Annotated in this window: 25 protein-coding genes, 1 tRNA gene and 1 pseudogene; 21 read left to right on the top strand and 6 right to left on the bottom strand. The window is 45.6% G+C overall.

The genetic code is table 11. The annotated features are described in order from the left end of the window. Positions 1-514 precede the first annotated feature (514 nt). The 6 genes from ACYQ3G_RS07295 (at position 515) to ACYQ3G_RS07270 (ending at position 6,134) form a co-directional block, all read left to right on the top strand. Entirely contained in the window at positions 515-1,738 is a 1,224-nt protein-coding gene (locus ACYQ3G_RS07295; protein WP_459824235.1) for a KamA family radical SAM protein, read from the top strand. Further along, positions 1,738-2,736, top strand: coding sequence for a D-alanine--D-alanine ligase family protein (locus tag ACYQ3G_RS07290; protein WP_459824233.1), 999 nt, complete (start codon positions 1,738-1,740; stop codon positions 2,734-2,736). The genes ACYQ3G_RS07295 and ACYQ3G_RS07290 overlap by 1 nt, the downstream gene beginning before the upstream one ends. Continuing rightward, entirely contained in the window at positions 2,733-3,746 is a 1,014-nt protein-coding gene (locus tag ACYQ3G_RS07285; RefSeq protein ID WP_459824231.1) for a D-alanine--D-alanine ligase family protein, read from the top strand. The genes ACYQ3G_RS07290 and ACYQ3G_RS07285 overlap by 4 nt, the downstream gene beginning before the upstream one ends. Then, a complete protein-coding gene (locus ACYQ3G_RS07280) occupies positions 3,739-4,227 on the top strand; it encodes a GNAT family N-acetyltransferase (protein WP_459824229.1) in 489 nt (162 codons plus the stop codon). The genes ACYQ3G_RS07285 and ACYQ3G_RS07280 overlap by 8 nt, the downstream gene beginning before the upstream one ends. A 63-nt stretch (positions 4,228-4,290) precedes the next feature. Next, positions 4,291-6,006, top strand: a complete 1,716-nt coding sequence (locus ACYQ3G_RS07275; RefSeq protein ID WP_459824226.1) for a bifunctional UDP-sugar hydrolase/5'-nucleotidase — start codon at positions 4,291-4,293, stop codon at positions 6,004-6,006. A 52-nt stretch (positions 6,007-6,058) separates the two neighbouring features. After that, positions 6,059-6,134 (top strand) — tRNA-Ala (locus tag ACYQ3G_RS07270). Between the two features lie 438 nt (positions 6,135-6,572). On the opposite strand, the gene ACYQ3G_RS07265 is transcribed toward ACYQ3G_RS07270, so the two are convergent. The 5 genes from ACYQ3G_RS07265 to ACYQ3G_RS07245 all read right to left on the bottom strand — a co-directional run bounded on the left by ACYQ3G_RS07265 (position 6,573) and on the right by ACYQ3G_RS07245 (position 11,864). Further along, positions 6,573-7,805 (bottom strand): glycosyltransferase family 4 protein, encoded by a 1,233-nt coding sequence (locus ACYQ3G_RS07265; protein ID WP_459824223.1) that lies wholly within the window; start codon positions 7,803-7,805, stop codon positions 6,573-6,575. A gap of 302 nt (positions 7,806-8,107) precedes the next feature. Next, the gene (locus ACYQ3G_RS07260) at positions 8,108-9,610 is read right to left on the bottom strand and encodes a lipopolysaccharide biosynthesis protein (RefSeq protein ID WP_459821169.1); all 1,503 of its coding nucleotides are present in this window, start codon (positions 9,608-9,610) and stop codon (positions 8,108-8,110) included. Next, positions 9,607-10,566 (bottom strand): phosphoribosyltransferase family protein, encoded by a 960-nt coding sequence (locus ACYQ3G_RS07255; protein WP_459821171.1) that lies wholly within the window; start codon positions 10,564-10,566, stop codon positions 9,607-9,609. The genes ACYQ3G_RS07260 and ACYQ3G_RS07255 overlap by 4 nt, the downstream gene beginning before the upstream one ends. Beyond that, complete coding sequence (locus ACYQ3G_RS07250) at positions 10,563-11,300, bottom strand: class I SAM-dependent methyltransferase (RefSeq protein ID WP_459821173.1); 738 nt, start codon at positions 11,298-11,300, stop codon at positions 10,563-10,565. The genes ACYQ3G_RS07255 and ACYQ3G_RS07250 overlap by 4 nt, the downstream gene beginning before the upstream one ends. Before the next feature lie 171 nt (positions 11,301-11,471). Next, positions 11,472-11,864, bottom strand: coding sequence for a hypothetical protein (locus ACYQ3G_RS07245; RefSeq protein ID WP_459821175.1), 393 nt, complete (start codon positions 11,862-11,864; stop codon positions 11,472-11,474). 417 nt (positions 11,865-12,281) lie between these two features. On the opposite strand from ACYQ3G_RS07245, the gene ACYQ3G_RS07240 reads away from it, so the two are divergent. Continuing rightward, positions 12,282-12,662 carry a DUF6573 family protein gene (locus tag ACYQ3G_RS07240; RefSeq protein ID WP_459821177.1) on the top strand — a complete coding sequence of 127 codons (381 nt, stop codon included), beginning with the start codon at positions 12,282-12,284 and terminating at the stop codon, positions 12,660-12,662. Position 12,663: 1 nt separating this feature from the next. Beyond that, the gene (locus ACYQ3G_RS07235) at positions 12,664-12,891 is read left to right on the top strand and encodes a hypothetical protein (RefSeq protein WP_459821179.1); all 228 of its coding nucleotides are present in this window, start codon (positions 12,664-12,666) and stop codon (positions 12,889-12,891) included. On the opposite strand, the gene ACYQ3G_RS07230 is transcribed toward ACYQ3G_RS07235, so the two are convergent. After that, on the bottom strand, positions 12,872-13,201 hold the full coding sequence (locus ACYQ3G_RS07230; RefSeq protein WP_459821181.1) for a helix-turn-helix domain-containing protein: 330 nt from the start codon (positions 13,199-13,201) through the stop codon (positions 12,872-12,874). The two genes, ACYQ3G_RS07235 and ACYQ3G_RS07230, sit on opposite strands and share 20 nt — an antisense overlap. Before the next feature lie 193 nt (positions 13,202-13,394). Here ACYQ3G_RS07230 and ACYQ3G_RS07225 point away from each other — a divergent pair. The 13 genes and pseudogenes from ACYQ3G_RS07225 to ACYQ3G_RS07165 all read left to right on the top strand — a co-directional run. Continuing rightward, positions 13,395-13,817 (top strand): annotated as a pseudogene (locus tag ACYQ3G_RS07225) (flagellin N-terminal helical domain-containing protein); the annotation flags it as partial. After that, entirely contained in the window at positions 13,797-14,918 is a 1,122-nt protein-coding gene (locus ACYQ3G_RS07220) for a LamG domain-containing protein (protein WP_459824201.1), read from the top strand. The pseudogene ACYQ3G_RS07225 and the gene ACYQ3G_RS07220, both read left to right, overlap by 21 nt. A gap of 495 nt (positions 14,919-15,413) precedes the next feature. Then, complete coding sequence (locus tag ACYQ3G_RS07215; RefSeq protein WP_459821183.1) at positions 15,414-15,593, top strand: hypothetical protein; 180 nt, start codon at positions 15,414-15,416, stop codon at positions 15,591-15,593. An 89-nt stretch (positions 15,594-15,682) separates the two neighbouring features. Continuing rightward, positions 15,683-17,602: a sigma 54-interacting transcriptional regulator gene (locus tag ACYQ3G_RS07210; protein ID WP_459821185.1), complete on the top strand. Its 1,920-nt coding sequence runs from the start codon at positions 15,683-15,685 to the stop codon at positions 17,600-17,602. Between the two features lie 123 nt (positions 17,603-17,725). Beyond that, positions 17,726-18,859: a hypothetical protein gene (locus tag ACYQ3G_RS07205; protein WP_459821187.1), complete on the top strand. Its 1,134-nt coding sequence runs from the start codon at positions 17,726-17,728 to the stop codon at positions 18,857-18,859. 47 nt (positions 18,860-18,906) lie between these two features. Then, positions 18,907-19,794, top strand: a complete 888-nt coding sequence (locus ACYQ3G_RS07200; RefSeq protein ID WP_459821189.1) for a hypothetical protein — start codon at positions 18,907-18,909, stop codon at positions 19,792-19,794. A 104-nt stretch (positions 19,795-19,898) separates the two neighbouring features. Continuing rightward, positions 19,899-21,395, top strand: coding sequence for a hypothetical protein (locus ACYQ3G_RS07195; protein WP_459821191.1), 1,497 nt, complete (start codon positions 19,899-19,901; stop codon positions 21,393-21,395). A 26-nt stretch (positions 21,396-21,421) separates the two neighbouring features. Continuing rightward, entirely contained in the window at positions 21,422-21,667 is a 246-nt protein-coding gene (locus ACYQ3G_RS07190; RefSeq protein WP_459821193.1) for a hypothetical protein, read from the top strand. Between the two features lie 1,238 nt (positions 21,668-22,905). Then, a complete protein-coding gene (locus tag ACYQ3G_RS07185; protein WP_459821195.1) occupies positions 22,906-23,265 on the top strand; it encodes a hypothetical protein in 360 nt (119 codons plus the stop codon). Positions 23,266-23,540: 275 nt separating this feature from the next. Then, positions 23,541-24,098, top strand: coding sequence for a tyrosine-type recombinase/integrase (locus ACYQ3G_RS07180; protein ID WP_459821197.1), 558 nt, complete (start codon positions 23,541-23,543; stop codon positions 24,096-24,098). A 54-nt stretch (positions 24,099-24,152) separates the two neighbouring features. Beyond that, positions 24,153-25,250: a tyrosine-type recombinase/integrase gene (locus ACYQ3G_RS07175; RefSeq protein WP_459821199.1), complete on the top strand. Its 1,098-nt coding sequence runs from the start codon at positions 24,153-24,155 to the stop codon at positions 25,248-25,250. A 56-nt stretch (positions 25,251-25,306) separates the two neighbouring features. Next, positions 25,307-25,768, top strand: a complete 462-nt coding sequence (locus ACYQ3G_RS07170; protein WP_459821201.1) for a hypothetical protein — start codon at positions 25,307-25,309, stop codon at positions 25,766-25,768. Positions 25,769-26,178: 410 nt separating this feature from the next. Beyond that, a partial coding sequence (locus ACYQ3G_RS07165) for a hypothetical protein (protein WP_459824220.1) occupies positions 26,179-26,781 on the top strand: 603 nt, incomplete at its 3' end.

Below are 26,781 nucleotides of genomic sequence, written 5' to 3'. Positions count from 1 at the left end.
CGTGAATTGAGCATTTTGTGCCCAAGCCGGAAGAGGAGAACAATACGCAGGCCCCCTGAACCTGAAGCAAAATGACTGCAGCCGAATGCGTAAAAAATGTATTCGCCTTGTGCAGCGGATACGAAGGAGCACCCACTTTCCATGCACTTGATTTCGCATTGAAAACGCGGCGTATCGCTCATTGAGGAAAAAAAAATTCCGAAATGCCAAGGTCAGAAAAAAAAGTTCTTTTTTTCTCACAATAATTTAAATTTATGAACTAAAATTCATGATTGTAGGACACGGCCCACCAGGGCCAACCGAAATCCCTCCCGGCAGGGCTTCCACAGACCGAACTCGCTGAAGAAAAAAGGAACAGAGAGTTCCGCAATTATATCCCCTTTCACTCATTGAGATTAAAAACATTTTAATTTCAGCATATTGAATTATTGGCACACACGATGCTCTGGCATGTCGAACTTTCGAAGGGCAATCCCGCCTGTCGAAAAATTCCAGCAGACCGAAGAGGAATGACATGAGCGTGACCAAATACGCCGCTGAAGAACCTCCCGAAACCGGCCAGGAACTGGCCGAGCCTCCCTCTCTATCGACCCCGCATGCATTCCAGGGCCAGGAGCTCGCCTTCTGGGCCAGACACAGGAATTTTCTCGCCACCCATTTTCCCGGCGCCACGCAGAAGGACTGGGACAGCTGGCGGTGGCAGATCAAGAACCGCATCACCTCGCCGCAGCGCATGGCCGCCATCCTCGGCGTGCCCGCGCCGCTGGGCTTTGACCGCGCCGGGGCGTTTCCCGCGGCCGTGACGCCGTACTATCTGCTGACGGCCTCGCAGAGCCCGGCCCTGACGCGTTGCATCCTGCCCGACGCGCGGGAAAGGGACATCCGCCCCTTCGAGATGCCCGACCCCCTGGGCGAGGACGGACACAGCCCCGTGCCGGGCATCGTACACCGCTACCCGGACCGCGTCCTCTTTCTGGTCACGGAGTTCTGCTCGACCTACTGCCGCTACTGCACCCGCTCCCGCCTGGTGGGCAAAAGTGGGCACCGTTCGGACATGAGCTCCTGGCAGCGGGCGTTGGACTACATCCGCGCCCACCCCGAGGTCCGCGACGTGCTCCTCTCGGGCGGCGACCCCCTGACCCTGCCGGACATGAAGATCGAATGGCTCCTGTCCCAGCTGCGCCGCATCCCCCACGTTGAGATCGTGCGCATCGGCACCAAGGTCCCGGCCGTGCTGCCCCAGCGCATCACGCCCGCCCTGGTGCGCATGCTGCGCCGCTACCATCCGCTGCTGATGAGCCTGCACTTCGCGCACCCCGACGAGATCACCCCCGAAACCGCGGCGGCCTGCAACCGCCTGGCCGACGGCGGCATCCCCCTGGGCAGCCAGACCGTGCTCCTGGCCGGCGTGAACGACGACGTGGAGACCATGAAACGCCTGATGCACGGTCTCATCCGCAACCGCGTGCGGCCCTACTACCTCTACCAGTGCGACCCCATCCCGGGCTCGACCCACTTCCGCACGCCCGTCGAGAAAGGCCTGTCCATCATCCAGGGCCTGCGCGGGCACACCTCGGGCTACTGCATCCCGACCTACGTCATCGACGCCCCCGGCGGCGGCGGCAAGGTGCCGCTCCAGCCGCAGTACGCCTTTGACCGGGAAGGACGGGACGTCATGCTCCGCAACTACGAAGGCCGGGTTTTCCGGTATCCCGACACTGCGGGACGGGAGGGCTGATGCGCATCGGCATGACCTACGACCTCAAGGACGAATACCTGGCCGCGGGCTTCACGACCGACGAGGTGGCGGAGCTGGACAGCCCCGTCACCGTGGAGGCCATCGCCCGCGCCCTGGTTTCCCAGGGACACGCGGTGGAACGCATCGGCAGCATCGGCAGCCTGGTCCGGGCCCTGGCCGAAGGCCGCCGCTGGGACCTCGTCTTCAACATCGCCGAGGGCATGAACGGCTTGGGGCGCGAGGCCCAGGTCCCGGCCTTGCTGGACGCGTGGGGCATCCCCTACACCTTCTCGGGCCCCGAGCTCCTGGCCCTGACCCTGCACAAGGGCTGGACCAACGCCGTGGTCCACGCCCACGGCGTGCCCACGGCGGATTTCTGGATCGTGAACGATCCGGGGACGGTGGAGGAGATCGACCTGCCCTTCCCCCTCTTCGTCAAGCCCGTGGCCGAAGGGTCGAGCAAGGGCATCAGCGCCAGATCCCTGGTGCGCTCCCGCAAGGAGCTGCGCGAAATCTGCGCCCACGTGCTCACGACCTACCGCCAGCCCGCCCTGGTCGAAACCTATCTGCCGGGCCGGGAGTTCACGGTGGGCCTTCTGGGCAGCGGACGGGCCGCGCGGGTGCTGGGCGTCATGGAGGTCCTGTCCACCGAAGACGGCGACCGCAGCGCCTACACCTACGCCAACAAGCAGGAGTGGCGCGACCGCGTCCGCTACGACGTGGTCGGCGACGACAAGGCCCTGCAGGCCGCCGACGTGGCCCTGGCCGCCTGGCAGGCCCTGGGCTGCCTGGACGCGGGCCGGGTGGACGTGCGCCTGGACGCCCAGGGACGGGCGCGCTTCATCGAGGTCAATCCCCTGGCCGGCCTGAACCCCGAAAGCTCGGACCTGCCCATTCTCTGCCACAAGATCGGCCTGGAATACGACATGCTCATCGCCCAGATCGTCGAGTCGGCGGCCCAGCGGGCCAAATCCCGGGGCATGGGCGCCGCCGCATGACCATGCGTGTCGCGGTGATGCGAGAGGAGGTGGATGCCAACGCGTCCCCCGACGCGCTGGACACGGTGGAGATGGCGAGGGCGGTCGCGGAGAGCCTCGAACAGTGCGGCTGGGCGGCCCGCCAGGTGCTCCTCGGCCAGGATGTCCGGGCCTTCGAGGACGAACTCGCCGGGTTTGTCCCCCACGTGGCCTTCAATCTGGTGGAATCCTTCGCCGGCCAGGCCAGCCTGGCGGGTGTCGCTCCGGCCCTGTGCCGCAAGGCGGACATCCCCTGCACCGGGTCCGACGAAGGGGCCCTGGCCGCGGCCGCCGACAAGGCCCTGTCGCGGCGCATGATGGCGGCCGCAGGCATCCCCTCCCCCGCCGGGACGAGCCTGCAGGAGCTGCGCCGGGGCATTTTCCCCGGCCCGGGATGCTACATTGTCAAATCGCGCTTCGAGGACGCCTCTCTCGGGCTCGATGACGACTGCGTCGTCGAGGCCGCGGACGCCCCCTCCCTGCTTCGGGTCATGGAAACCCTGGCCCCGCGCATGGCCGGGGACTGCGTGGCCGAACGATACGTCAAGGGGCGGGAGTTCAACCTGGCCCTGCTGGCCGCACCAGACGGGACGCCGCGCCCCCTGCCCCTGGCCGAAATGCTGTTCGACCCGGCCATGAAGGGTCCGGCCATCCTCGGCTACGCCGCCAAATGGCACGGGGAGAGCGAGGCCTACGCCGCCTCGGTCCGCAGCTTCGATCTGGACGGCACAGGCGCCCCGACGGCGGAAATGATCCGTGCCGGACTCAGGTGCTGGGAAATCTTTGGACTGGCGGGATACGCCCGCGTGGACTTCCGCGTTTCGGAGCGCGGCGAGATCTTCGTCATCGACGTCAACCCCAACCCCTGCATCGCCCCGGACTCCGGATTCGTGGCCGCGGCACGCATGGCGGGGTTCACGCACGACGACCTCGTGCGCGCCATCGTCGAGGATGCCCTGCACCGGGCGCATGGAGGCAATCCCCATGTCTGAATGGCTGTTCCGCGACACGGTGATCCAGGCCGACAGGCGGTCCGTTCGCGACATCGTCAGGTCCACCGGCTTCTTCTCGGCCGAGGAGATCGAAGTGGCCGAGGAACTGGTCTGCGAGCACCTGCAGAAAGGCCCTGCCAGCGGCTATCTCTTCGTCTTCGCCCAGTCGCCCGAAGGACAGGTGACGGGCTACGCCTGCTACGGGCCCGTGCCCTGCACCGCTCGCTCCTTCGACCTCTACTGGATCGCGGTCCATGCAGACGGCAGAGGGCGGGGGCTCGGCAAGGCCCTGATGCACGAGGTCGAAAGGCGGCTGCACGCCTCGGGCGGCGGCAAGCTCATCGCCGAGACGTCGTCGCGTGATCAATACGCCCCGACCCAGGCGTTCTACCGTTCCTGCGGCTTCATCGAAGAGGCCCGCATCCGCGACTATTACGCCCCGGGCGAAGATATCCTTTATTTTACCAAGTCACTCGGATAGACACATGGGCGGGCGCGCAGAGCCCTCACCTCCCCGGCAATGTTCACCCGATCCGAGCGCCGCATGAAGAAGATACTCGTCCTCACCCTGTGCCTGCTGTCCCTCCTCGCCTGCGCCAAGCGGCCCGCACCGGCGCCGGTGACGACGGCCCCCGCCGTTCTGCCCCAATTTGCGCACCTGAACGACCTGTACGGGCAGTTCCAGGGGTTCCGGAACGACCGCCTCTACCTGCGCCACGGTTTCACCGCCAACTTCCCGCAGTCGGACTGGCTGCAGCGGGTCCGGGAACTGGACCAGGACCCGGAGCTGGCCGAAAGGGCCCGCCTCCTGGCGAGCCTGGCCATTGCCTCACGGATTCACGGGGACGACAGCCAGGTCACACGCAGCTTCGAGAAGCGTTTCACCGCATCCCTCTACACTCCGGGGCCGCCGCTGTCGGAGGAGGAAGGAGCACCGGACGCCATTGCCGACGCAGAATTAAGCGCCCAGCCGCCTCAAATGCCCGCGGCGCAGGCAGAGAACACGACGAAAGAACCTTCTCGCGCGGGCGACATTACGACATCTGAAGGGCCGGAACAGCCGCAGCAGGCCGAGTCCTCCACATCGGCCCAGGTGGTACCGGCTTCGCAACCGGCCGCAGCGCCAGCCCCTTCCGACCAAATCGGCGAGGGACAGACAGTCGAAATTCCGGCTCCCATCCATGCCCAGCCTCTGACCGCTCCGATAGAGTCTGCGAACGTTCTCGCGTCAGTCGAACCGACCACAATGGCCGAGACCGAGGGGCCGCAAACGTCCCCCGTTCCCGCGCCGACACGGCAACTTGCTGAAGAGCACACTCCCTCGCCATCGCCTGACGCCGGGAGCCGGACCTTACCCGCCACGTCGGAAGCAGTCGTATCTACGGGTGCTACTGATGCACAGGCGGCCGCACCAACGACCCCGGCCCCCATTCCAGAGCAAGCGGTTCAGCCTGCTACGAACCCGTCCGAGAATAATACGAAAATCACCGTCCTCTTCACCGGCGACACCCAGGGCGTTGTCTTCCCACAACCCGGCATCACGGGGCCCGTCGGAGGCATCGCACAGCGTCTGCCCGTCATCGAGCGGGTGCGCGCCGAAGCTGCGGCCCTGGTGCTTCTGGACGCCGGTGACGCCTTCGTCTCGGGGTTTCCTCGTGCCGAGCGCATCAACAAAACGCTGGTGCGGGCCATGAACCGCATGGGCTATGACGCCATGGGCCTGGGCCCCTATGATCTGGAGATGGGCGAAGTGCCTCTGCGGGAACTCGCCAGCATTGCATCCTTTCCCTTCGTCTGCTCAAATCTTGAATTCCAGAAAGACGCCCTGCCCTGGATCAGGCCATACGTCCTCATCAAGCGGGGGCAATACACAATCGCCGTCATCAGCCTCGTCGAAACGAACCCAGCCGTGAAGATCACCGGGGCGCACCTCATCGCTCCCGAGCTGGCCCTGAACAAACTCATGCCGCAGCTTGTGGCAAAAGCCGACGCCATCGTGCTTCTGACGCAGACGGGACGAGACGAAATCCTGCCGCTGCTCGGATCAGCCCCGGATGTAGGCGTGATTCTTGGGGACGCCAGATCGGCCTCCCAGGATACCCCAAGATACGTACCGGCCGTGGCCAAAGGCATGGGCATGGTACTCGTCGAGCTGAACAAATCAGACGGCATCTTCCAACCCGGCCGATCGGTCCCCCTGGTCGCAAGCGGCGCATCTGACCTTAACCTACTGAGAATGCTCGACGAAATTCAAAATTAAAAAAACGCTTGCCTTTTGGCCGAGCTTTGTGCAGTAACCGTCTTCGCGTTGTGGGGCTGTAGCTCAGCTGGGAGAGCGCTTGAATGGCATTCAAGAGGTCGTCAGTTCGATCCTGATCAGCTCCACCACTTATAAACGCTTCAAATGATTCTTGAATGCCGCTAGAAAGCCGTCCGAAAGGGCGGCTTTCTTGTTTACCCCCGCCAAACAAAAAAGTTGGCGCCCCCAGAAGGGGCCAGCCTGAGATCTATTCATTCCCCCTGAAGAAGCAAAAATGAACAGAACCTCTTGAAAATTTTCAAGGGGTTTTTTTTTGCCGCCCTACTTTCTGTTTTGGATCAGAAATTTCAGGAAACTGGATGGGGAGTGATGACCGATTTGACCCAAAGACGCTTGTGATTTGGACGGTGATGGTTCTCTGACGGATAATCAGTGTTTTTGGCCTGAAATTTTCGAAACTCCTGTCTGGATAAGTTGTTAAAAAAAAACGAAAAAGAAGAACAGGCCGCTTTCGCTCAATCGCCATTTATCAACGACCTGATAAGTCATCTGTACGCATAACAGTGCTACAGGGTTAAGATCTCTTCATAAAGTTCAGCGTACTTGCCAGCGACCACCTTATTCTCAAACTCCGTCACAACCTTGCTTCGCGCATTATCACTGAGTTTTTTATAATCAGGCGAATCCAAAACCCATTCAATCCCTTTCGCTAAACTTTTAGGATCAAATGGTGTTGCTTTGTAGCCGTCAAACTTATGAGTCACTATATCTTTCGGCCCAGTGGCATCAAAGCAGACCACTGGAGTGCCGCATGCCATAGACTCAGCCAATGTTTTTCCAAACGCTTCCATCAAACTTGGTGCCACAAATACATCAGCAGATGAGTATATCAACATCAAAGACACATTATCATACATAAAACCGAAGCTAGTATATTCAAAACCCAAACTTTGAACGACAGAGTTATCTACTCTTCCAAAAAAACAGAGGTAATATTGATTTTTATCAAGATACTTAAGCGCCTCAATATATTTACTGAACCCTTTGTAAAACGAATTCAAATCTGTTGCTCCTGCCAAGATCACTTTCTTATCTGTTTTAATCCCTAAGATACTTTTGGCTATTATTTTATCAATTGGATATAAAGCATTCGAGCTCACGTTATTGTGAATAGTTCTGATGTCGTAAGATTTAAAAAGATCACTTGCTTTCGCCTGTTCAGTCAACCAATTACTAATGCCAACTATTTTTATTGACTTAGGCAAGAATTTTTTCTTCCTCCACAGAATAAAGCGCGAAAGGTCTAAGCCTGATTCACTTCTTAGTTGCTTACAGTTCCCACAGCCTATCTTATAGTTTTCACAACCCATTGCGTAGTGACACCCGCCTGTCATCGGCCACATATCTCGCATAGTCCATACCATAGGCTTATTCACTTTTTTCAAATGCTGCATATCTATAAAACCAGCATTAATCCAATGAAGATGCACAATATCCGCCTCTTCATATTCTCTATTTTTGGTAAAATCATATCCAATTATACCACTGCTAAATATAAACTTTTCCCTTTTTGCATAAAAAGCGGCAAGCATGTGGTCAAAATGAGAACGAAAAAAATTAAAAGCTTTATCTTTTTTGCTTTTTGTTACAGAAACAACACCATTATCGCCCAAAGTTGTGCGGCTATTAGTAAGTATTTTTGACTCAATACCGATTTCTCGCAATCCACAATGCAACCAGTATGCACCTCTTGCAGCGCCGCCACTCAACTCTCCAGCAACAATATGCAACACCTTCATAAATTACCCATAATTGCATTCATCGTGTAACTACCTATTAAATATGCCATCGCCATCTACGCTAGAGAATCTTGCACATACTTATGTTGAAACTGTATTTCTATCTTCACAGCACCCTCCGTCGCATGCGTGTACATCTATAATACTCTCAGGAACCTGTTTTTTTTAATCGACTAAACCTTGCCACCTGACTTGAGACTGGTGTAGCTTGCCAAAATTATAACAAAAACTCTTTAATATTCACTTTTTTATATATTCTATGTTGGAAAATTCACTACTTGCCAATTGACGATATAATATTTCTATATCAAGTTTACCAAAATTTTACAAATATATTTATTCACAGATGAAAAAACTTCATTACAATTTTTTTGAAATGTAAAAAAAATTCTAATTACTGTTTTTCGCATAAAAAATAATGATAATATCAAATACGAGACTAGTCCTATAAATATTCCAGCAAAGAGATGCGCTAAATGTAAATCATTTTTCGTCATTATATTTCTTATAAAATAACAAACAAACAATGCTACAAAAATAGACAAAAATGTTGGCTTAAAAATGACAAAGACAAACTCCAAAAACGAACCACATAGCAACTTAAGAACGGTTTTAATAACAGGATAAATCCAAAAAAAACTTGCAATACAATAAGCTGCCGCGACTCCTTCTATGCCCCACGGCAAACCAACAACAAAAGATGCTGTCAGAAACGGCACTCCAATCAACCCGAGATTGCGTAATACGTCTGATCGCCCTATTGAATTCAAAACAGAACCGCTTGTGCTAACCATTGACTGAAAGAATCCAACAGGCGCTAACCAAGCAATTACATCCGCAGCAGGTAACCAGCGATCACCGAGAAAAACACTGACAAGCGGTTCACGTAGTGCCCAAATTAAGGCCATCAGCGGTGCAGTAATGAAGGCTATAGTTTCAAGTGTTTCCATATAATGTTTTTCAATTAATGAGCGACTGTTCTGTTTACGACTATAAGCAGGAAACATGGCGCGATTGATAACAAATGTAATATTCTGCACAGGAAAAAGCAAAATACGGTAGGCAACATTATAAAAACCCAAATCTACCACGCCTAAAAATTTTCCAATCAGCATTGAGTCTGAGTTTCGATGAAAATAGTTCACAAAATTAAACAAGAATATATTACAGCTGAATCCAAATATCTCTTTCAAAGCCATAAATTTAAATTTAAAAACTGGCCGCCAATCTGAGACAATCCACAGAAATATGGTACTTACAGATGCTGTCACGATACTTTGAACTACCAGCGCATATACTCCACCGCCTTGCCATGCTACAACTATTGCAAAAATTAGTCCACATAATCCAGAAGTCAGTTCAATTTTAGCAATATGTTTGAATAGTGAATCACGTTCAAGCAGTGATTGGTGGACCGTGCCAAGTGATGTGATTGTAAAAACAGGTGCTAAAACAAATAAAATATCAATCAAGCGTGGCTCTTTAAAAAAAATTGACACCAACGATGAAACCGCTATCAAAATTACTGTAGTTATAATACCGAGCAGCACGTTGAATAAGAAAACAGCATTTATCAAATCGAAACTTAAATCCTGCTTCTGTATAATGGCTGCTCCGGTACCCATATCTCGCATCAGTCCAGCAAATGCGGTAACAGTTGCCGCCAAGGCCATTAATCCAAAGTCTTCGGTCGGCAAGATCCGCGCCAAGGTGAATATACTCACAAGCTGCATCAACACCTTCCCAACCTGTGAAACCCCAACCCAAGTGACGCCATGCCGAGTCGTTATTTTATCTTCGGTCATAACCGAGACACTCGCTTTGCGATTCTTATGAGTTTATTGCAAACTCTTCTTGCGAATGTATGTACCTTATTCTCGACTAAAGCATAGGAAGCACAAGGGTAATATACTTTTTGTGTGCTAAAGCAAAGAACAGGCTTGCCGGCCATATTAGCAATTTCTACAGCTTGGCTGACTTCACTCTCGATAAAGAGTTCGGTTTCTTTAAGGTTAAGAAAAATCTCGGCTTTAAAAGATGCATGGCAACCCAATCTGCGCCTAGTTTTGGCATCTGGCAAATTTAACATATGTAGCTGCCCATATTCAAAGCCATGCTTTTTAAGCCACTGTTCAGTATCGAGGCGGTATTTCTCCAGCCTACTCGTAACAAGGTGTCCAACACGATAACTAGGAACAACCAATGGAGGAACATTGTGAATAAATTGAATATAGGCCGGTCCGTCGTCGTTCTCAGAATCGGTTGGGTCCAAACAGAGCACGCCGTCAATGTCAAGGCAACACTTTTCCAAAAACTGTCTATGCATCACATTCCACTCAAACAATCTTGGCAATTCCACAACTTCAAAAAAAATATCTGGTTTGTGAGTGGATTGTTTTGTCGAATATACAACGCAATAGGTGAGATCGTGCGGCCTTCCGAGTTCTGCAATCAGAGCCTGAACTCTCTCCAGCGAACCACCGGACCAGATACTATCATCAACAATTAAAACATGTTTGGCATCACTTGGTTTTAAAACTTCGGCGAACAGGCATTCACGGGTACGCCCGAATATTTTTAAAGGGCTATCTGACAGATAGCCTGCAAGATCGGTTAGTTTGAGATTACGAGAAAGCGCAATCATGTTCGCAGCCAGCATCCCGCTTCGAGGCACGCCAACAACCAAATCAATATCACAAGGTAATTTGTACAGGTTTTCGCGTATGGTATGCGATAAATCTGCGACAGACCGATAGTTCACGGCTTATATCCCCTCATGCCAAGATTTATCCAACCGTGATCGTATCCCCGCACCTCAGAACTGTTCAGTTCGTCAATATTAATCAGACCTGAGTCCGTGAGTAATGATCGCAAGTAGCGTGGCGAGAAAACAGCCATGTGCCAATTGGGATCATTTTTTCGACCAGTACCATCCCCATATGAAAATATACGACCATTTGCCCAGACGCATGGATCACGCCCTTCGTTAAACTTAAACCACCCATCGTTATCAATTTCATTTTTAATCCCAAGCTCTGCGTTGACAAATGTTTGCGCAATTAGAAGTCCATTCGGAATCCATATTTCAATAGATCCACCCGACTTTAAGATACGCACCCACTCCTTAATAACAGACGGCAATTGATACCATGGAATATGCTCGAGAACATGGCTAGCATAAATAAGATCGAACGTTCCAGATGCAAATGGCAACTTTTTTGAAGCATCGCCGATATAGTCAACGTCTCTCCCCCAGACAACATTGATTGTCTCAAATCCAGGAATACGCCTTGGCCCCGGACCAATTTCTAATCTTCTTTCATCTTTTCTTTTGTTCTTGAGCAGATTTAATGGTGTGCACACAAAGCGTGCATATGGATACATAGCGAACCACAAAGCACGTAACACATAACTGCAATAATCCTTAATCCTGTTAATAGAACTTGGACTAAATTTATTTTTCAGAAAAATGATAAATTTATTTTTTAAAGACATCTCAAATTTAACCCTTCAAAAAAAAGATGCTCAGTAATTGAGTCTCTAGAAACAGCGCGACAATAACCTTTTCGATAATTCGACGGGATTCCACGAATTCCACCAAGCCCGATTTGTAATCAGCCTACAGCAACAAGGAGCCCAGCACTATTAAAAATTGATTAACTACAACTACTTTTTTGAAAGAATTATCTTTCCATCCTCGAAAGCTACATCAAGTGGACTTTCACGTTTAATTTGATTGTTTGAGTACTTCTCGTTGTACTCGTCAACATAATACTTCTTAATGGTAATCGTTCCCTTGCCACTTAAGCATGGAGGCTCAACTTCTTTTAATGGCGAAGGCGACTTGCCTTCAATGATCTTGTACTCTTTGAGTTCTACTGGTCCGAACGCGTATGCTTCAAGTATGACATTCCTAAAACACTTAAATTCTTTTTTTGCTCTGGAAACATCGATCTCTTTTTTGTCAGACGAATTCTCCTGTGCAAATTTAAGCAATTTTATTCCAATCTCTTCAATTTTCTTTTTTTTGTCTTCTTTTTTTTGAGTGTCCTTAGCCATGTCAAACCTCCATCACTTCATGTTTGAATTTTTAGCTTCAATTACTACGCATTATCAAATATACATATTAACAGATGACATGGCAAGCAGGCTCTTGACCAGATTATCTTCATAATAAAATCATCGATTTGAAGATGATGAAAATTCTGGTTTTAAACTTCAATCATTCATGCCCTAGAACTAGGGTCTGAATACTTCGGCACCATCGTCCAGCCCCCTCCTTGGGACAAAACAGCCCCTTCCTGGGCCGATCCCCCCGTTTCCCATGATTGGGCAGTCCCAGGCTCCAAAATCTCAGGAGACTCGGAATGTACGATTTCCAGGGTCCTGGGATTTTTCCCTTGGACACCGTGACCCTTCCCCATGAGCCAGATTATCTCTCCGAAATCTCACCACTTTTTATCATTGGAGGACAACATGGACGAAGAATGGGTGCTGATCAGCAGCTACAGCAGAAATGAAGCAATTGCAGACGGCGTATTAATAGACATCACCGCCTTTGCTTCCCAAAGGGGCTTCCGCCTTCCTACGGCTGTTACTGCAACACTCCTAGGTAGATACCTTGAACCATCAGAAAAATTAAAAAATATGGGGCAATCCTTCGAGGGTCGTCTTCATGATCTTCTTTGGATGACATATCTTGCTGCTCAAAACAGCAAAGATTCTGACCGAGTATATTTCGAAGTTTTGTTTCTGAATGAATCAGGCGGATATGACAGACCAACAATCATTGCTCATGTTGGCCCAGGAGATGATCGAGAACCAGTAATGACGATTATGCTTCCAGAGGATGATTAAAATGACCAATCAAAATTTTGATAAGCTTTCTTGCTATGATGATTTGGTTGGTTGTCTGCGTTCTTTGGAAGATTTGTTTTTGTTGATGGGTTCTGTTGATGGAAGGGAGGAAAGGCTTGTCTATGCTTGTTCAGAGATAGGCATGGTTTTAACGGCGAGGTTCCGTGAACGGCTAGGGCTGATGGTTAGGTCTACCCCGCCGGAACAGACTACTTCTCCTGAAGAATAATCTGAGCCACGACAAGAATTGCCTGGGCCTGTTCTCTGGTCGCACCTGAAAGCAGGTCCTCCAATTCTTGAACGGCTTTTTCTTTCGTCAGGACAGAACTACCGAAATCAAAGATGCTGGATAGATCTTCATCCAAGGCGGCGGAAAGTTTTTCCACAGTAACCAAGGTCGGATTCCCCTTGCCTCGTTCGATCTCTCCCATATTCTGCAGGGATATCCCGGCAATTTCCGCCAGCTGCTCCTGGGTCAACTCCTTCGCGCGTCTGAGTCCTCGAATTCTTTTCCCAAATAATTCAAGAAGATTGACCATAAGACCATCCTTTTTGGATAGCTTATGCCCAGTAAAAATTTCTTTTAAGCAACCATGGTTTACTTTTTGCTCTAAAATAGCAGCTATAGTGCGTTTTTTGACGCATCCGCTTGGCCACAAAGGTTTCCTGTGAGCCAAAGGAAAAAAACGCATCATAAAAACAGATCAGCATAAAATCAATGGAACTTGCTGTATGTCACTGACAATCAATCATAATTTGATGGCGATCAACACAGCCAGGAATTTATCTACCCACTATGGGAGCCTCGGGGTTTCAACCCGAAGACTATCATCAGGGCTGCGAATCGGCACTGCTGCGGATGATGCCGCCGGATTAGCAGTTCGTGAAATTATGAGGGCAGATATTGCAAGCCTCGGCCAGGGAATTCGAAACGCCAACGACGCTATTTCGATGATCCAGGTGGCGGATGGAGCACTCCAGGTTATCGACGAAAAGCTGATCCGTATGAAGGAACTGGCTACCCAAGCCGCGACAGGAACCTATAACGCCGACCAGCGTGCAATCATCAACGATGAATTTCAGGCAATGAAGGCAGAAATTGAAAGAATTGCAGCGTCGACAGAATTTAATGGAATAAAATTACTTTCAATAAACGATAATACAAACCCACTAGTACAAAATCCGACTCTGGGGAGCTTATTTGTCAACGGTGTTGATCTCAACAGTAATTTACATTTTTGGGGAAAATTCAATGGAAATGCTGACGATTCAGGATCGAACGGCTTTCCAACAAATGTTGTAAACGCGACACTCACAACTGATAGATTTAATAATCCAGATAGCGCATATTTATTCAATGGAATTGACAGTGGAATTGAAGTAAATAACTTTAGCATGGATTATTCCGCAATAACAATTAGTGCATGGGTACAACAATTATCACAGGGGCATAATGATCAAATTGTAAATGGCCCATTCGGATTTCAACTCGAAGTTGGAGATGCTACTGGGCCTGGAGGATACCAGTCAATCATGTTTGATGCTTTTTCAAGTTTCCCACCTGACAGACTAGCTACGTCCAGCGACCTAGTCACATTCAATGAATGGCACCACATTGTTGGCACGAACAACGGAACGACATCAAGAATTTACTACGACGGAAATCTTGTTGCAGAAAGAGATGTATCTGGTACACTTAGCTTTTCATCAAGCAGGATGGATATAGGAACAGGAGGATTCTACGAATCTTTTTGGAATGGAAAAATTGATGACGTCAGAATATACGCAAGAGGGCTTAACGACGAAGAAATAAGAGCTTTATATACTGGAATAGGAGATTCACTATCTGCTAGCACAGAAATAAATATTCATTTTGGAAAATTAAACACAGAAAACGACTCATATCATATAAAAATATATGACGCGTCAACAATAGGAATGCAGATTAATGATGTTGAAATATCGACACAAGAATCAGCACAAAAATCACTGGATAAAATTACAGAAGCAATTATTTATAAGGACAAAATTCGAGCATCCCTTGGCGCTACCCAAAACCGCCTTGAGAACACCATCACCAACCTTGAGATTCAGGCAGAAAACCTTCAGGCCGCTGAATCCCGCATCTCTGACGCCGACATGGCTACGGAAATGACAGAGTTCGTGAAAAGCCAGATCCTGACACAATCGGCAACGGCTATGCTGGCTCAGGCCAACGCCCTGCCAGAAATGGCGCTTCAACTAATCCAGGGATAGACATAGACCGTATTACAAAGACAATCTGGCGAATATTCCAGATCAGACGCCCCATTGGGGGATTTTTTGAACCCTTCTTTAATCTGCACCTTCGAACAATTCTTCATTGTGGTAATTTTCAGTGACATCATAGCTGATTTATCCCCATAAGTGGTAAAACCAAAAGTCAAAACCTACGGTTTTGAGACATCCACACCTAAAAACAGCCCCTTCAATGGAAATAGCAAGACAATACCGTTGCGGTGCTAGCTGCCAGGACCAATCAGAATCCAACAAAGACCAAAAATCTCCCACGACCCCACCGGAATCGTAAAATTAGTCGAAATTTCAGCCAGTTTCACTAAACTGGCCATTTTGGTCTTATTTTTCCCGTCTCAAATTCACAGACACCCGTGAATTCCGGATCACCTTTTCTGAATCCACTCAAATTTCATCGATTTGATGCTTGCCAACTTGGCAAACCCCTATTTTCCTTGCTACTAGCAGGATATGGGCATGAACCAGAAAAATTCACAGACCAAAGAAAAAATTGATGCCGTTGAACGCATCAAACGTATCGTTATTAGGTGCTGGGAATACATGCACCGAAACACCATTTTTTGTTTACCAGTTGCCTGGAACATTAGTCATTTGATTTTACCCACAGGCCCGTTTCTAAACCATGCGTATTGGTAGAGCCAATGGTTGCTGATATTTCATGATCCATTGTATGAATCTAAAAAACCTGATTTTTGAACAAAACAGTACTATTTCAAGAGCATAATATGGTCACTCAAAACAAAGATACAGAATATGGATTGCCCTGGAAACCAAGAAATACATGGCTCATCCCTCCAGGGCTTGAGGAGACAATCAAAAGATTTGAAATTCAATGCATCAACAATATTAACAATGACAGTCGACCATTGCTTATACATGGGCCAACAGGAACAGGAAAAAGCATGTTTGTCGACTACTATGCATTTATATATACAAACATAAAAGGCAAAACTCCTAATATCGCATATATAAATTGTGCAGCATTACCCTCGGCACTAATTGATTCTCTTTTGTTTGGACACACTAAGGGTGCATTTACAGGAGCAGATAAAAATAAAATTGGATATTTTGAATCTGTAAAGGACGGAATAATCGTTTTAGAAGAAATGGGAGAAATGCCAAAACATCTGCAAGCAAAATTGTTGTTGGCAATAGAAAGCAGAATTTTCTCTAAACTAGGCTCAGTCACGCCAATAAAACTCGAGTGCCAAATACTCGCAACAACAAATGTACAAAAAACAAAATTTAGGGATGACTTATGGTACAGGTTTGACAGTGTTTCCATACCAGCAATTCATAAGCGAAGAATTGACATCCTTTACTATATGAAATTCTTTAATGAAAGAATTTTACATATTCTTAGTCCCAAAATGCTATTTAGCCTGTTGGCCTATAATTGGCCAGGTAATGTTCGGGAGATCGAAAAAGTATGTAGCGGACTGATTCAAAACGCATCATATATATTTAATGAAATACATAGTCTTAACACAAATTTTTTAACAGAAAATTTAAAAATCGATTGTTATGATCAACGTGTATTCTTTTCATTACAAAAAAATTTTACAGACTTAAATTTAAACAATATAGAAATATTTAAAGAAAAACTTGCCACTAGTGAAGTCGACATAGAAAATCTTGAAATGTGTTGGCTATCGAGTGGTCTTAGCTTGAATGATGACAAAGAAGGTTTTGGAAAGGATTTTGAATTTGAAGAGTTAATTACGAAATCATCGAAAACGTATGGAGAATATTTTTTAAGCTCAAAGATACTTGAAATTAATACTATCTATTCTGGTTTTTTGATTTTTTGCAAATTGTTCTTTCAAGATGTAGAGTCAAACTACGATATTTTTGACATGAAAGAACATACAAGCAAGGAAATAGAAAAGCGGAGAGGTCAGACTGGCATCCTTGAAATATTAAAAAGAAACGACATTCCTTTTAGCAAAGAAATTTCTAACGATTTAAAAAAGACACTTCTGTACATATATTCTTACAATAATGATTTTTACTTTCATTTTCACATATATGGATTATATTCATTCATATTGCTAACGGACAATGTCGACAAAGATGTCCCCGATAAAATTTTTGACTATGCGCTGAGCAATGGACACCCAAATAAGCATAATTATGACAATGAAACGAAAAAAGAATTGTTAAAAAACAAAAAAATGATTTTAGCACTCTACTCAAAATCATGTTTTGAATTTTATGAATCGGACATAGAACTCAGCTATACATGGACTGAGTGCCTTCGAATAGGTCTTTGCGAATCACTTAAATTTTTAACAAAAATAAAACATATCAATCTTACAGAGCAGTTTCAACTTAAAGACTTGCATGCGTCTAACAAAGACAACATTTTTCTGGATCATTTTTACGGAGTAGAAATCAACCATCTTGAAAGCCAAGAAATTCCTATAGACAAAATTTCCTTGGACGACCTCGAGGAGTTATACTTCGAGACAATCCTTCATCATTTGAGGAACGGAAAAGCAACGCAGGAAAAAGTTGGCAACATAGCTGGTCGAAAAAAAGGGTCAATCTCAAAAAACAAAACGTTTCGAAAAGTAGATGAAAAGTTTCGAAATTCAAACAAAAATCCATCGAAGAGAATGGTTCTCCTCAACCCTCAATCTTAAAAAACCTTTAATATCTGCATATTATAACCGCATCCTTTGTTGGCACGGTGGTTGCCTTTTTAGGGTTTATTAACGGCGCAAACATTTCCATCCCGGAAGACGCGCCACCCTATGGAGGTATTTATGGATTCTGAAATTTCCACCCCTACAGCCCTTCTGAACCCTTTTGCCCCGCCCCTCTCCATGCCTGGGTCTACTGGAGGCCCTGGCAACACTCCGTCATCAGAGTCACACGTTCATCCCGACTCACATCCTTCGTACACTGATCCTTTCAAAGAAGCATTGGAAAAGGAACTGCGCAACAACGACCGTGAAATTATTGAGGTGATGATTGGAGGGTCAGGCGGCATCGGCGGCATTCCTACTAGCGTCGACGAAGCACTGACCAAGGAAGTGACCCCTGTCAAGGCCATGCATCTTCTATATGAGTCTGTTTCCAAGATGAGCATGGATGAAAAGTACAATAAATTTGTCGATGTTCACAACAAGACGCAGTTCAATATCACTAAGGCTCAAAAATTTATCGCCACGGTCGGTTTGCAGCTTGGTATAATTGTAAATTTGATCAAAAAAGATGTGATTATGAACAACCTTAGCAAGAAGGCATGGCTGCAGTATCGTCGTGAAAAATTCGATAAACACATCCATCCAAATACGCTTGCTGTGTATACGAAAGTTGCTCAAATTAATAACGTAGCAGCATATCTTCATCTTGGAATTGACAGACTTGGAAAGCTCGCAGGTGTAATTGAAAAAAGGGGAATGATTCATGACGAAGACCCCATCAAGGATATAATTGACGCTATTGACAATCAAACCATGGCAACGGGAGTGGCTCATGACTTCACTGAAAAATGTGAAGCAGCGATCTTGCACTATAGAGTTAAAAAATCTGGACTTGACGAAATTACAATGAACGACATCTTGTCTGTACTGGCAGATGGCAGGTCAATTGACAAGAAGGATATCGACAAGATGATCGAGATGAAAAATAGCGGCGTAGATTATCGCCAGTATATCGACAAAGATAGTGAATACAACAATCCAATCACTATTGAAGCAAGCAGCGAGAGCAATAAACCAAAGATTCGGGACGTCAATGCAGAAATTACAAAGCTGAGTGAGACCGTATCTAAAGCTTTAACCATCCCCCCTTCCAAGATCAATCTTGACCTTGAAAAGCTTGATGCCCTTATCAATACGCTGGCCGCTTTGCGCCAGAACTTTACAGCATCTAAAGAAACACTGAAGCAGTAACATAGAATAGCCCTCCCGACAAATCGGGAGGGCTTCAGGATACTAAAATGAAAGTATATTTATCTTCGCCTTCAGAGAGGCTTATGCAGGAATTGATGTTAAGATGCGAAGGAATTCGGCTGAATATCCTTGTAAGCATGGCGATCTTGCCAAATAACTATGAAGCGTTTTTGAAGAATTTTGAATCAATCATCAGCACGATTATTCTCGACAATGGAGCGTTTTCAGCCTTGAATTCGAACATCGGAATGACGACAGGTCAACTTTTGCACAAATTCAAGAAGCACTGCGAGAAGCATAAAGATCGTTATCAAATTATCTTCAGCCCAGATTTTGAATTTGGTCCAGATGGATTCGAAAAGAATTACGAACACTTTCTCGATATGGAAGAACTGGGCATTGATGTGGCACCAGTGATTCATAACCTTAACAATGGTGAAATTGAAGCATACCTGTCACATAACCCTGAATACATTGCTATCGGGCAGTGTAAAGGCCGAACGAATCCGAGTAATTTGTTTCCTGCCGTATATTATCTTAACAATTATGGAGCGAAGGTACATCTGTTTGGCATCACGGAATTTGATTTGCTGGCCGGTTGTCCAGCCTTTTCATGCGATTCAAAGTCATGGCTTGATGATGCAACTACAGGGGTTGTGAGGTTTTGGAATCCTGAACGGCAGGGACAGAACAAGACCGACATCATCTACTTCCCGGACTACCTCGATCAAAAACGGAATGGGACGATCTCCCGCTATGACTACAAGTATCTGGATGTTTTTGAATCATTCACAAAGGCACGCCTGGACTTGACCATGGATGATTTCCTCGGACTGAAAGCCGGGCTCTCCCGCGAGCTGGCAAATGCCGTCTATTATAACGATTTGAGTCAGATTATAACCGACATCCACATTTCGGAAGGAATTGTCCTCTAAACATCCAGAGAAATTTCACAGACCTCTGGGAATTTTTTCTCACAAACGAACCGGGGGCCGAACACTGCCCCCCCCATTTATAGGCAGTCAAGCCAAGGATAATCATGGACACAAATAACAATCATATCCCTAATCAAATTATGCCGCCGGCACCCGGAACTTCTACGAAGTTGAACAGCAATGATGTCTGCACGATCATTCAGCAGATGAATTATTGCTATGATCAGAATAAAACTGTGTATTGCGAACTAGAAATTCAAAATAAGAAAAAGTGGAAGCCCATTGAATCATCAGACTTCATCGCGTTTGTACAAACATATTTTAAAACTGCATATTATAAAGTCTTGAAACAAAGTGATATTAAAAATCTTATTCCAATCCTTAATCTCCTCGCGCTAAACAATGGCAAACAGGTAGAGGTTTATAATAGGATTGGTCGACTTGGTGATGATATTTTCATTGAGACACAAAACACCAATGATGACATCATCAAAATTACACCGGAAGAATGGAGTATCACTCAGAATAGCCCTGTAATCTTCAAACGGTTTACCCACCAAACCAGCATCCCAACTCCGGTAACTGGTGGAAGTCTTGATGATCTGTTTTCAATCTTTTCTATAACTAATCCCGATGAGCAAATCCTGATCGGCACCTGGTTGGTATCAAGTCTGTTTACGAACATGCCCCGTCCCCACCTTTGGTTCGTAGGAGAAAAGGGATCGGGAAAAACTACCCTGGCGCTGAGCCTCAAAAAACTGATCGACCCTGTTTCCAGGGGCAACTTCATGTACCGGAATACAAGCGAGATGGCCCAGGTCATTGACCATCACGCCGTTCCTTTTTTTGATAACTTCACCAAGATTAACATCGAAATATCTGACCTGCTTTGTGCTGCATTCACTGGAACAGACTTTACGAAAAGAAAGCAGTACACCAATGACGATGACTTCACCTTTAGTATCAAAAAACCGATCATTCTTGCCTCAATTTCTTTAGGAAATCCGGCTTCAGATCTTCTTGATAGGTGTATTGTCATTGAAAAAAGCAAAAATGATAGAAAAACAATTCCTGAAGAAATGCTCATGAAGGCATTTGAGGAAAAAAAGCCGAGGATCATTGGCGGAATCCTTGATGCTGCCGTTGAAACATTGAGAACATATCGAGATATCGAAGTTTCTGACTACATTAGACTTGCAGACTTCCAGAGAATAGGCATTGCCGCCGCTCAAGCACTCGGATTCACCAGAGAACAATTCGAAACAGCTTTGACCAACAATTTAAGAACCAAGGGTATTTTGAAATTACAGAGTTTCCCTGTTGCTTCTCTTGTGATCAAATTCATGGAAAACAACGAGTTTTGGGAAGGAACTATGATTGATCTTCAAAACGAGCTTATGGATATAGCCGATGATCCTCATTTGGTGAATTCAAACCCTTCAATTTTGTCCAGAAATTTGAAGGATTGCAAAGATATTCTTGAACAAGCAAATCTTCAGGTTATGTCAGGATCGAACGGCAGCAACGGCAGGAAGTACTTCATTCGACGCATTACAACCAATGATTCAACAGACTACATCGACTACATTATTGAAGATTAATCGAAAGTACAAAATAAGGGGTCTTAATGGCCCCTTTTTCGTTGAGCATTTCATTTTTTCCTTCCCTTGGTCATTATTGGCTTCAGCCCCCCCCTCCCTTTTCAATGGTCAACGCAGGTGAAGCAGGCATCGAAGGTGAAAAACAAGCAATTTATTTATTATTTTTGAAAAAAATTAAAAAAATACATGAAAATTTAGCTGCTTTAGCTGCGTCACCTGCGAAGACTGAGAAAAGTTCAAATCAAGTTTTGATAACAATCATACTCTTTTGATTTTGAATAACTTTTGTGCCGTTCAAGTAACCGGAGCTTTTGGCGATAAAGGGGAAGGCGAATCGCGACAATACTGAACAAATCAATGATTGATTCAAAAATATCTATATTATTTTGACATTCATTTCTTGATCAAGAGAAGAGTTTTCATTCGTTTGATACAGATATTTCTTTCATATAATGAGAAGTTTTGGCGTTTTGTTTGATCAAAAGACCAGAAACATTATCTGAAAGACAATTTCAAACATCACAGACAGTATATTTGTCATGGGTGCCTTGCAGTTGATCCAGTCCAAGTGCCGCTGTTGTGCGGACCATTCGTATCTGAACGAATGGAAGTCAAAAAATACCAAGTTCTTTTTTGTGAAGAACAGCCAACCCGTTTTAGGAAACGATAACGGGGGAGGGGCTGAGACTGAGGAATTAGCCTACATCACGGTGGCGCATACATAAGACGAGACTCATGGCAAGTTGAAGTCGTTGAATCTATGATTCAACACAGGAAAAGGTTCAGACCAATCCCTTTTACGGATGTATGCAAGCGATTATATGCTGGATGATTCTGAATGGATTCGACAATGACCAAGGGAAGCCCATTTTTAATGGGTGGCTGAGTACTTGTAAGGAGTACACCGAAATAACAACCCTCGGAAAGATAAATGTAAGAAATTGACGATTAAGATGATGAAGAAGTATTTTCTATCAAATAATAAACACATCAAAATTTTGTAATTATAGATGCCCCTGAATTTGGGCTTAATCAAAATTCGACATATATTCAGTCTTTCTTTCGAACACATTGTTTTTGGGGTTGTTATTTCGGGATAGCCGGATGCGGGAAAACCGCACGTCCGGTTGTGATTCGGGGCTTGGCTGGTGACAGACCATTCTACCGATGGCCCATGGTTTCCAAAGGATCATTCTTGGAAATCATGGGCGGCTGTCATGTTAGAATTGAATAACGGCAGCTCTCTGAGTGATCAGGGAGCTTTTTTTGTGCCCAAAATTTACAGGAGCCTGTGAAAAGCTGGACGTCCATATTTCGATTCTGAGGGCCGCCGAAGTAAAATCTGAGGATTACACCTACCCACCGCCATAACAGCCCGTCTTGGGCCATTTCTGTGCGAATTCTCCCAAAAGCCTTCTTCAAGATTAGTGAAGTGTCTTCAAAGCTGTCACTTTTGAGGTCAAAATACAGATATTTATCCTTACTACACCAACATATAAGGAGAAATATCATGGGCGAATCCAAAGCTGAAGCAACGACCAAGAAAAAGAGGATTGAAAGCAAGTACAACGCAGCAAAGTTACGCGATGCAATTAAAGGCGGAAACAATGCTGTTCAAATCATGAAGATTCTGGACATCAAGCACAAGCAAACTTTGAAGCAGTACGTTTTGAAACTGATTAGTTCTGACAAGCAATTTTACGAAATTCCTGGTCTTTACATGAACAGTTCTTCTAAGGCGAAGGTTACAAAGTATGGAACAATCAAGCTGATTCTTAAGAATTACGATTTGGGTGATTTTGAATTCAAGGAAGACGATGAGTTCTCTGTATACTCTGAAGATAATCGAATCATCCTTGAAAAGCTCTAATGAAGCCTTCTTTAACATGCCATGGTAAAACATGGCATTTTTCTTTTCCTTTATTGAGCAAGTTGAAGTCATGTTATTTTCAACAAAACTATAAAGATATACAATTTTAAATGTAAGATTTTCCATAAAAACTTACATTCGATAAAATACAAGCTCAATCTTCAAGGATATTAAGCGGATAAGAAGTCCCAGGAATATTCTTGGTGATTGAGCTTTGTTTTGAATGTCAGATTTCGTTTGGTTTTCTTTAGAAAACAATAATTGGGAGATTAAACATGAAAGTTGAAGCCATAACAGAACCGAAAGACATAAAGCGTATCAAAAAAATGTTGCAAGACAATTCTCGTGATCGTTTGCTGTTCATTTTAGGCATCAACACCGGCCTACGTGCACAAGACATTCTCGCCTTAAAAATAGGCGACGTGCTTGAGTGCAAGGTTGGATCAAGAATTTCAATCAAGGAGAAAAAGACAGGAAAAGACAATGTCATAATCATCAACTCTGAAATTTTCAGCGCACTTGAGGATTACCTGAATGATATTCCGAAAACACCAGAACATTATTTGTTCAAGAGTCGAAAAGGAAAGAATGCTCCATTAACAACATATGCTGTGATGAACTACATCAAAGATTGGTGCAGAAAACTCAACATTAAAACACATGTTGGGGCGCATACATTAAGAAAGACCTTTTGCTATCAACAAAGGAAAATCCACGGAACAAGCTGGGAGGTGCTCGCAAAGAGACTCAACCATTCTTCTCCATCGATAACTCGACGTTATCTTGGGATAAAAGAAGAAGAAGTCGAAGAAATCCTGATGCATACGATTTGAAACTGGGGCTGAATAAGCCCCATTCTTTTTATAACTCATATTGATGGAGGAACTATGGGAGTTTACCAACGTGATGGTAGATGGCTCGTTTATTGGTTCGAAGAAGGGAGAAGGCGGGATAAATCTTTCGGAAGGGGAGAAGATGCGAAGCTGCAAGCTGAAAAGTTTGATCAAGCTGCACGTCAATGCACCGTTGAGGCGGGAATGGTTCTGGGCAACGCGATTGTTGCTCCAGAAACATCAGAACCGGAGGAGGAGATTGGAAAGACTGGTCCAACAGGAATTACGTTTGGGCGACTTTCCAGGATGCATCTGGATCATCTCCTGGCCTCTGGGAAAACCGAGAAGCACATCAAAAACGTTGCCGTCCTGCTGAAGAATTCATTCTTTGCCCTTCTGGGTAAGGATACACTTGTGAATGATATGACCTACATCGATCACATACTGCCATTCATCAAGCACTTTCAAGCAGATAGTCCCCAGACAGGCAAACCACGGTCAAAAGTAACCGTCAACAGATACTGCGATTACCTTGATGCGATTTTCAACTTCGGCTGCCAGAACGGTTTGATGAATTCTAACCCAATGAAAATGAGGAAAAGAATTCGCGAAAGACCACGGGAAGTTCAACTGACCGTGGATGACATGAAGCGGATCATGGCTTGCGCTGAACCACATGTACGGTGGGCGATGGAAGTCTGCTTTAACTTGGGAACACGACCTGGAACGTCTGAACTCCTGTCGTTGAAGTGGCACCAAGTAGATTTCGAAAGATCCACGGTGAAGATTTATGCTAGCAAAACTAACACCTATCGGATCGTTCCAGTCAAATCAATATTTCTCGAAAAGCTCAAAATGATGAAAGCTCATGCAGCTTCGGAATACATAATTGAATTTCGAGGAAAATCCGTAACAACTATCAGAAAGTCATTCAAGACAGCATGTGATCTTGCTGGAATTGATTACCCAATTCGCATGTACGATCTTCGTCATTTGTTCGCCACAACAATGCTAACAAATAATGCTGATTTAGCAGCAGTTTCAAAACTTATGGGCCATTCAACGGTGAAAATGACCGCTGACACCTATTATCATTACATGGAGGGAGAAAAAGAAAGAGCTATTAACTTGTTACCAGAAATCTCTTTGTGAAATCGTGTCAACAATTAAAAGGAGCTTCTTGATGAAGCTCCTAAGGAGGGATTGCTATGATCCCAAACGTTATTATTAAGTGCTGGATTTGTGGAAAAGAATTTGAAGTTGAAGCCAAACATTCTTGGAAAACTTTTTGTTTTGATTGCACTGTAATGTATTATCTTCCTGTAGCTCATTTGGTGACACCGACTGAGTTAAAAAAAGACTGGGAAAATAAGAAGCATATCTTATTTAATCACCCCAAAACAAAAATGATAACTTGCATTCATTCTGGAGAAGTATTTGAAGCTCCGATTGAGTCTCAGTATTTCATGACTCTTGAAGCAATTAAGAACGAGTTTTATCCTCGCCTGAATAAATATGGAAAAGAAAATTACGGATTAATCAAAGACAACTGGCGCAAAATTATTGAGCTTGAACCTGAAATCGAAGAAATTTTAACAATCAATCCGCATCTTGTGTTCATGATCTGCAAAGGCATCTACGAAGAAATGATTAAAAAAAATAGAAAATAATAAGTTTTAAAAAAGATTATAAAAAATGATCATAGGGGACGGCTATTTGGCCGTTCATCCAATCACATCATGATCTCGTTTGACCAGTTCAAGGCAAGAGAACTCGAAAAACGGTAGAGATCGTACAGAATTGCGACCTGGATTCCCAGGACCCTGTGAATCCGCCTCCCCCTTTTCCTAAAAATTCAGTTCCAGCCAGCCGTGGTTGCTGGTTAGCCTTAACGTATCTTGAAGGACGCTTGAGATACAATCAGGCGTCCATTTCGTACTTGCAAAAGGTGCGAGGTGTGGGCAATGTTCGATACGGAAAGAAATAATTCGGACTGTTAGGTAACAGACTGTTTGGATATTTGGACAAATTGGGATGCCCCGTCACGGACAGTTGAGCCTATGGAAAACAGCAACAAAAAATGAAACTAATAGCTCGCCAAAAAATTCGTTTTTATTACTATCTCAGCGGTATAGTTGCGATAATATTCATTGCAGCGTCAATGAGTGTGCCCTATTTTTTGAATTTGAAAAAAGAGTACCAGTCAAAGATTGAGCAACTTTCTCAAAGCATTATTTCAGAGAAAAAACGTCATTTGTACGATGTGGTAAACAGAACAATTTTAGAAATTGAATTTATAAAGACAGACACTTCTCGAGAATACAACGAGATTTGTGCCGCAGTTTCTAATTTCTTGTCTAGCTCACATGCGTGGAAGGGGCCGATCCTCGATGAGTCTCTGCTGAATGTTCAAAATGAGCGCATTCAGGATTCAACCAGGAAAGATATAAATAATATCATAAGTTTCATAGTTTACGATACGAAAAATTCACAAGTAGTTGGTTCTTCAGAGGATAATGCAGCTGAAATATTTGCAAGAACAGTATCTTCAAATGCAAATAACAGGGAACTTTATCCTGCTGTTGCAACAGTTGTTTCGAATGAAGGCTTTAGTATATATGTCTTTGTCTCTAGGGACACTTTTGAAACAAATGTAAAAAATCGTATCAAAGATCTTATTCGA

The organism is Desulfomicrobium salsuginis (genome assembly GCF_054657795.1).
Note: the sequence above shows the minus strand (reverse complement) of the source record. Positions and strands in the feature narration are given on the sequence as shown.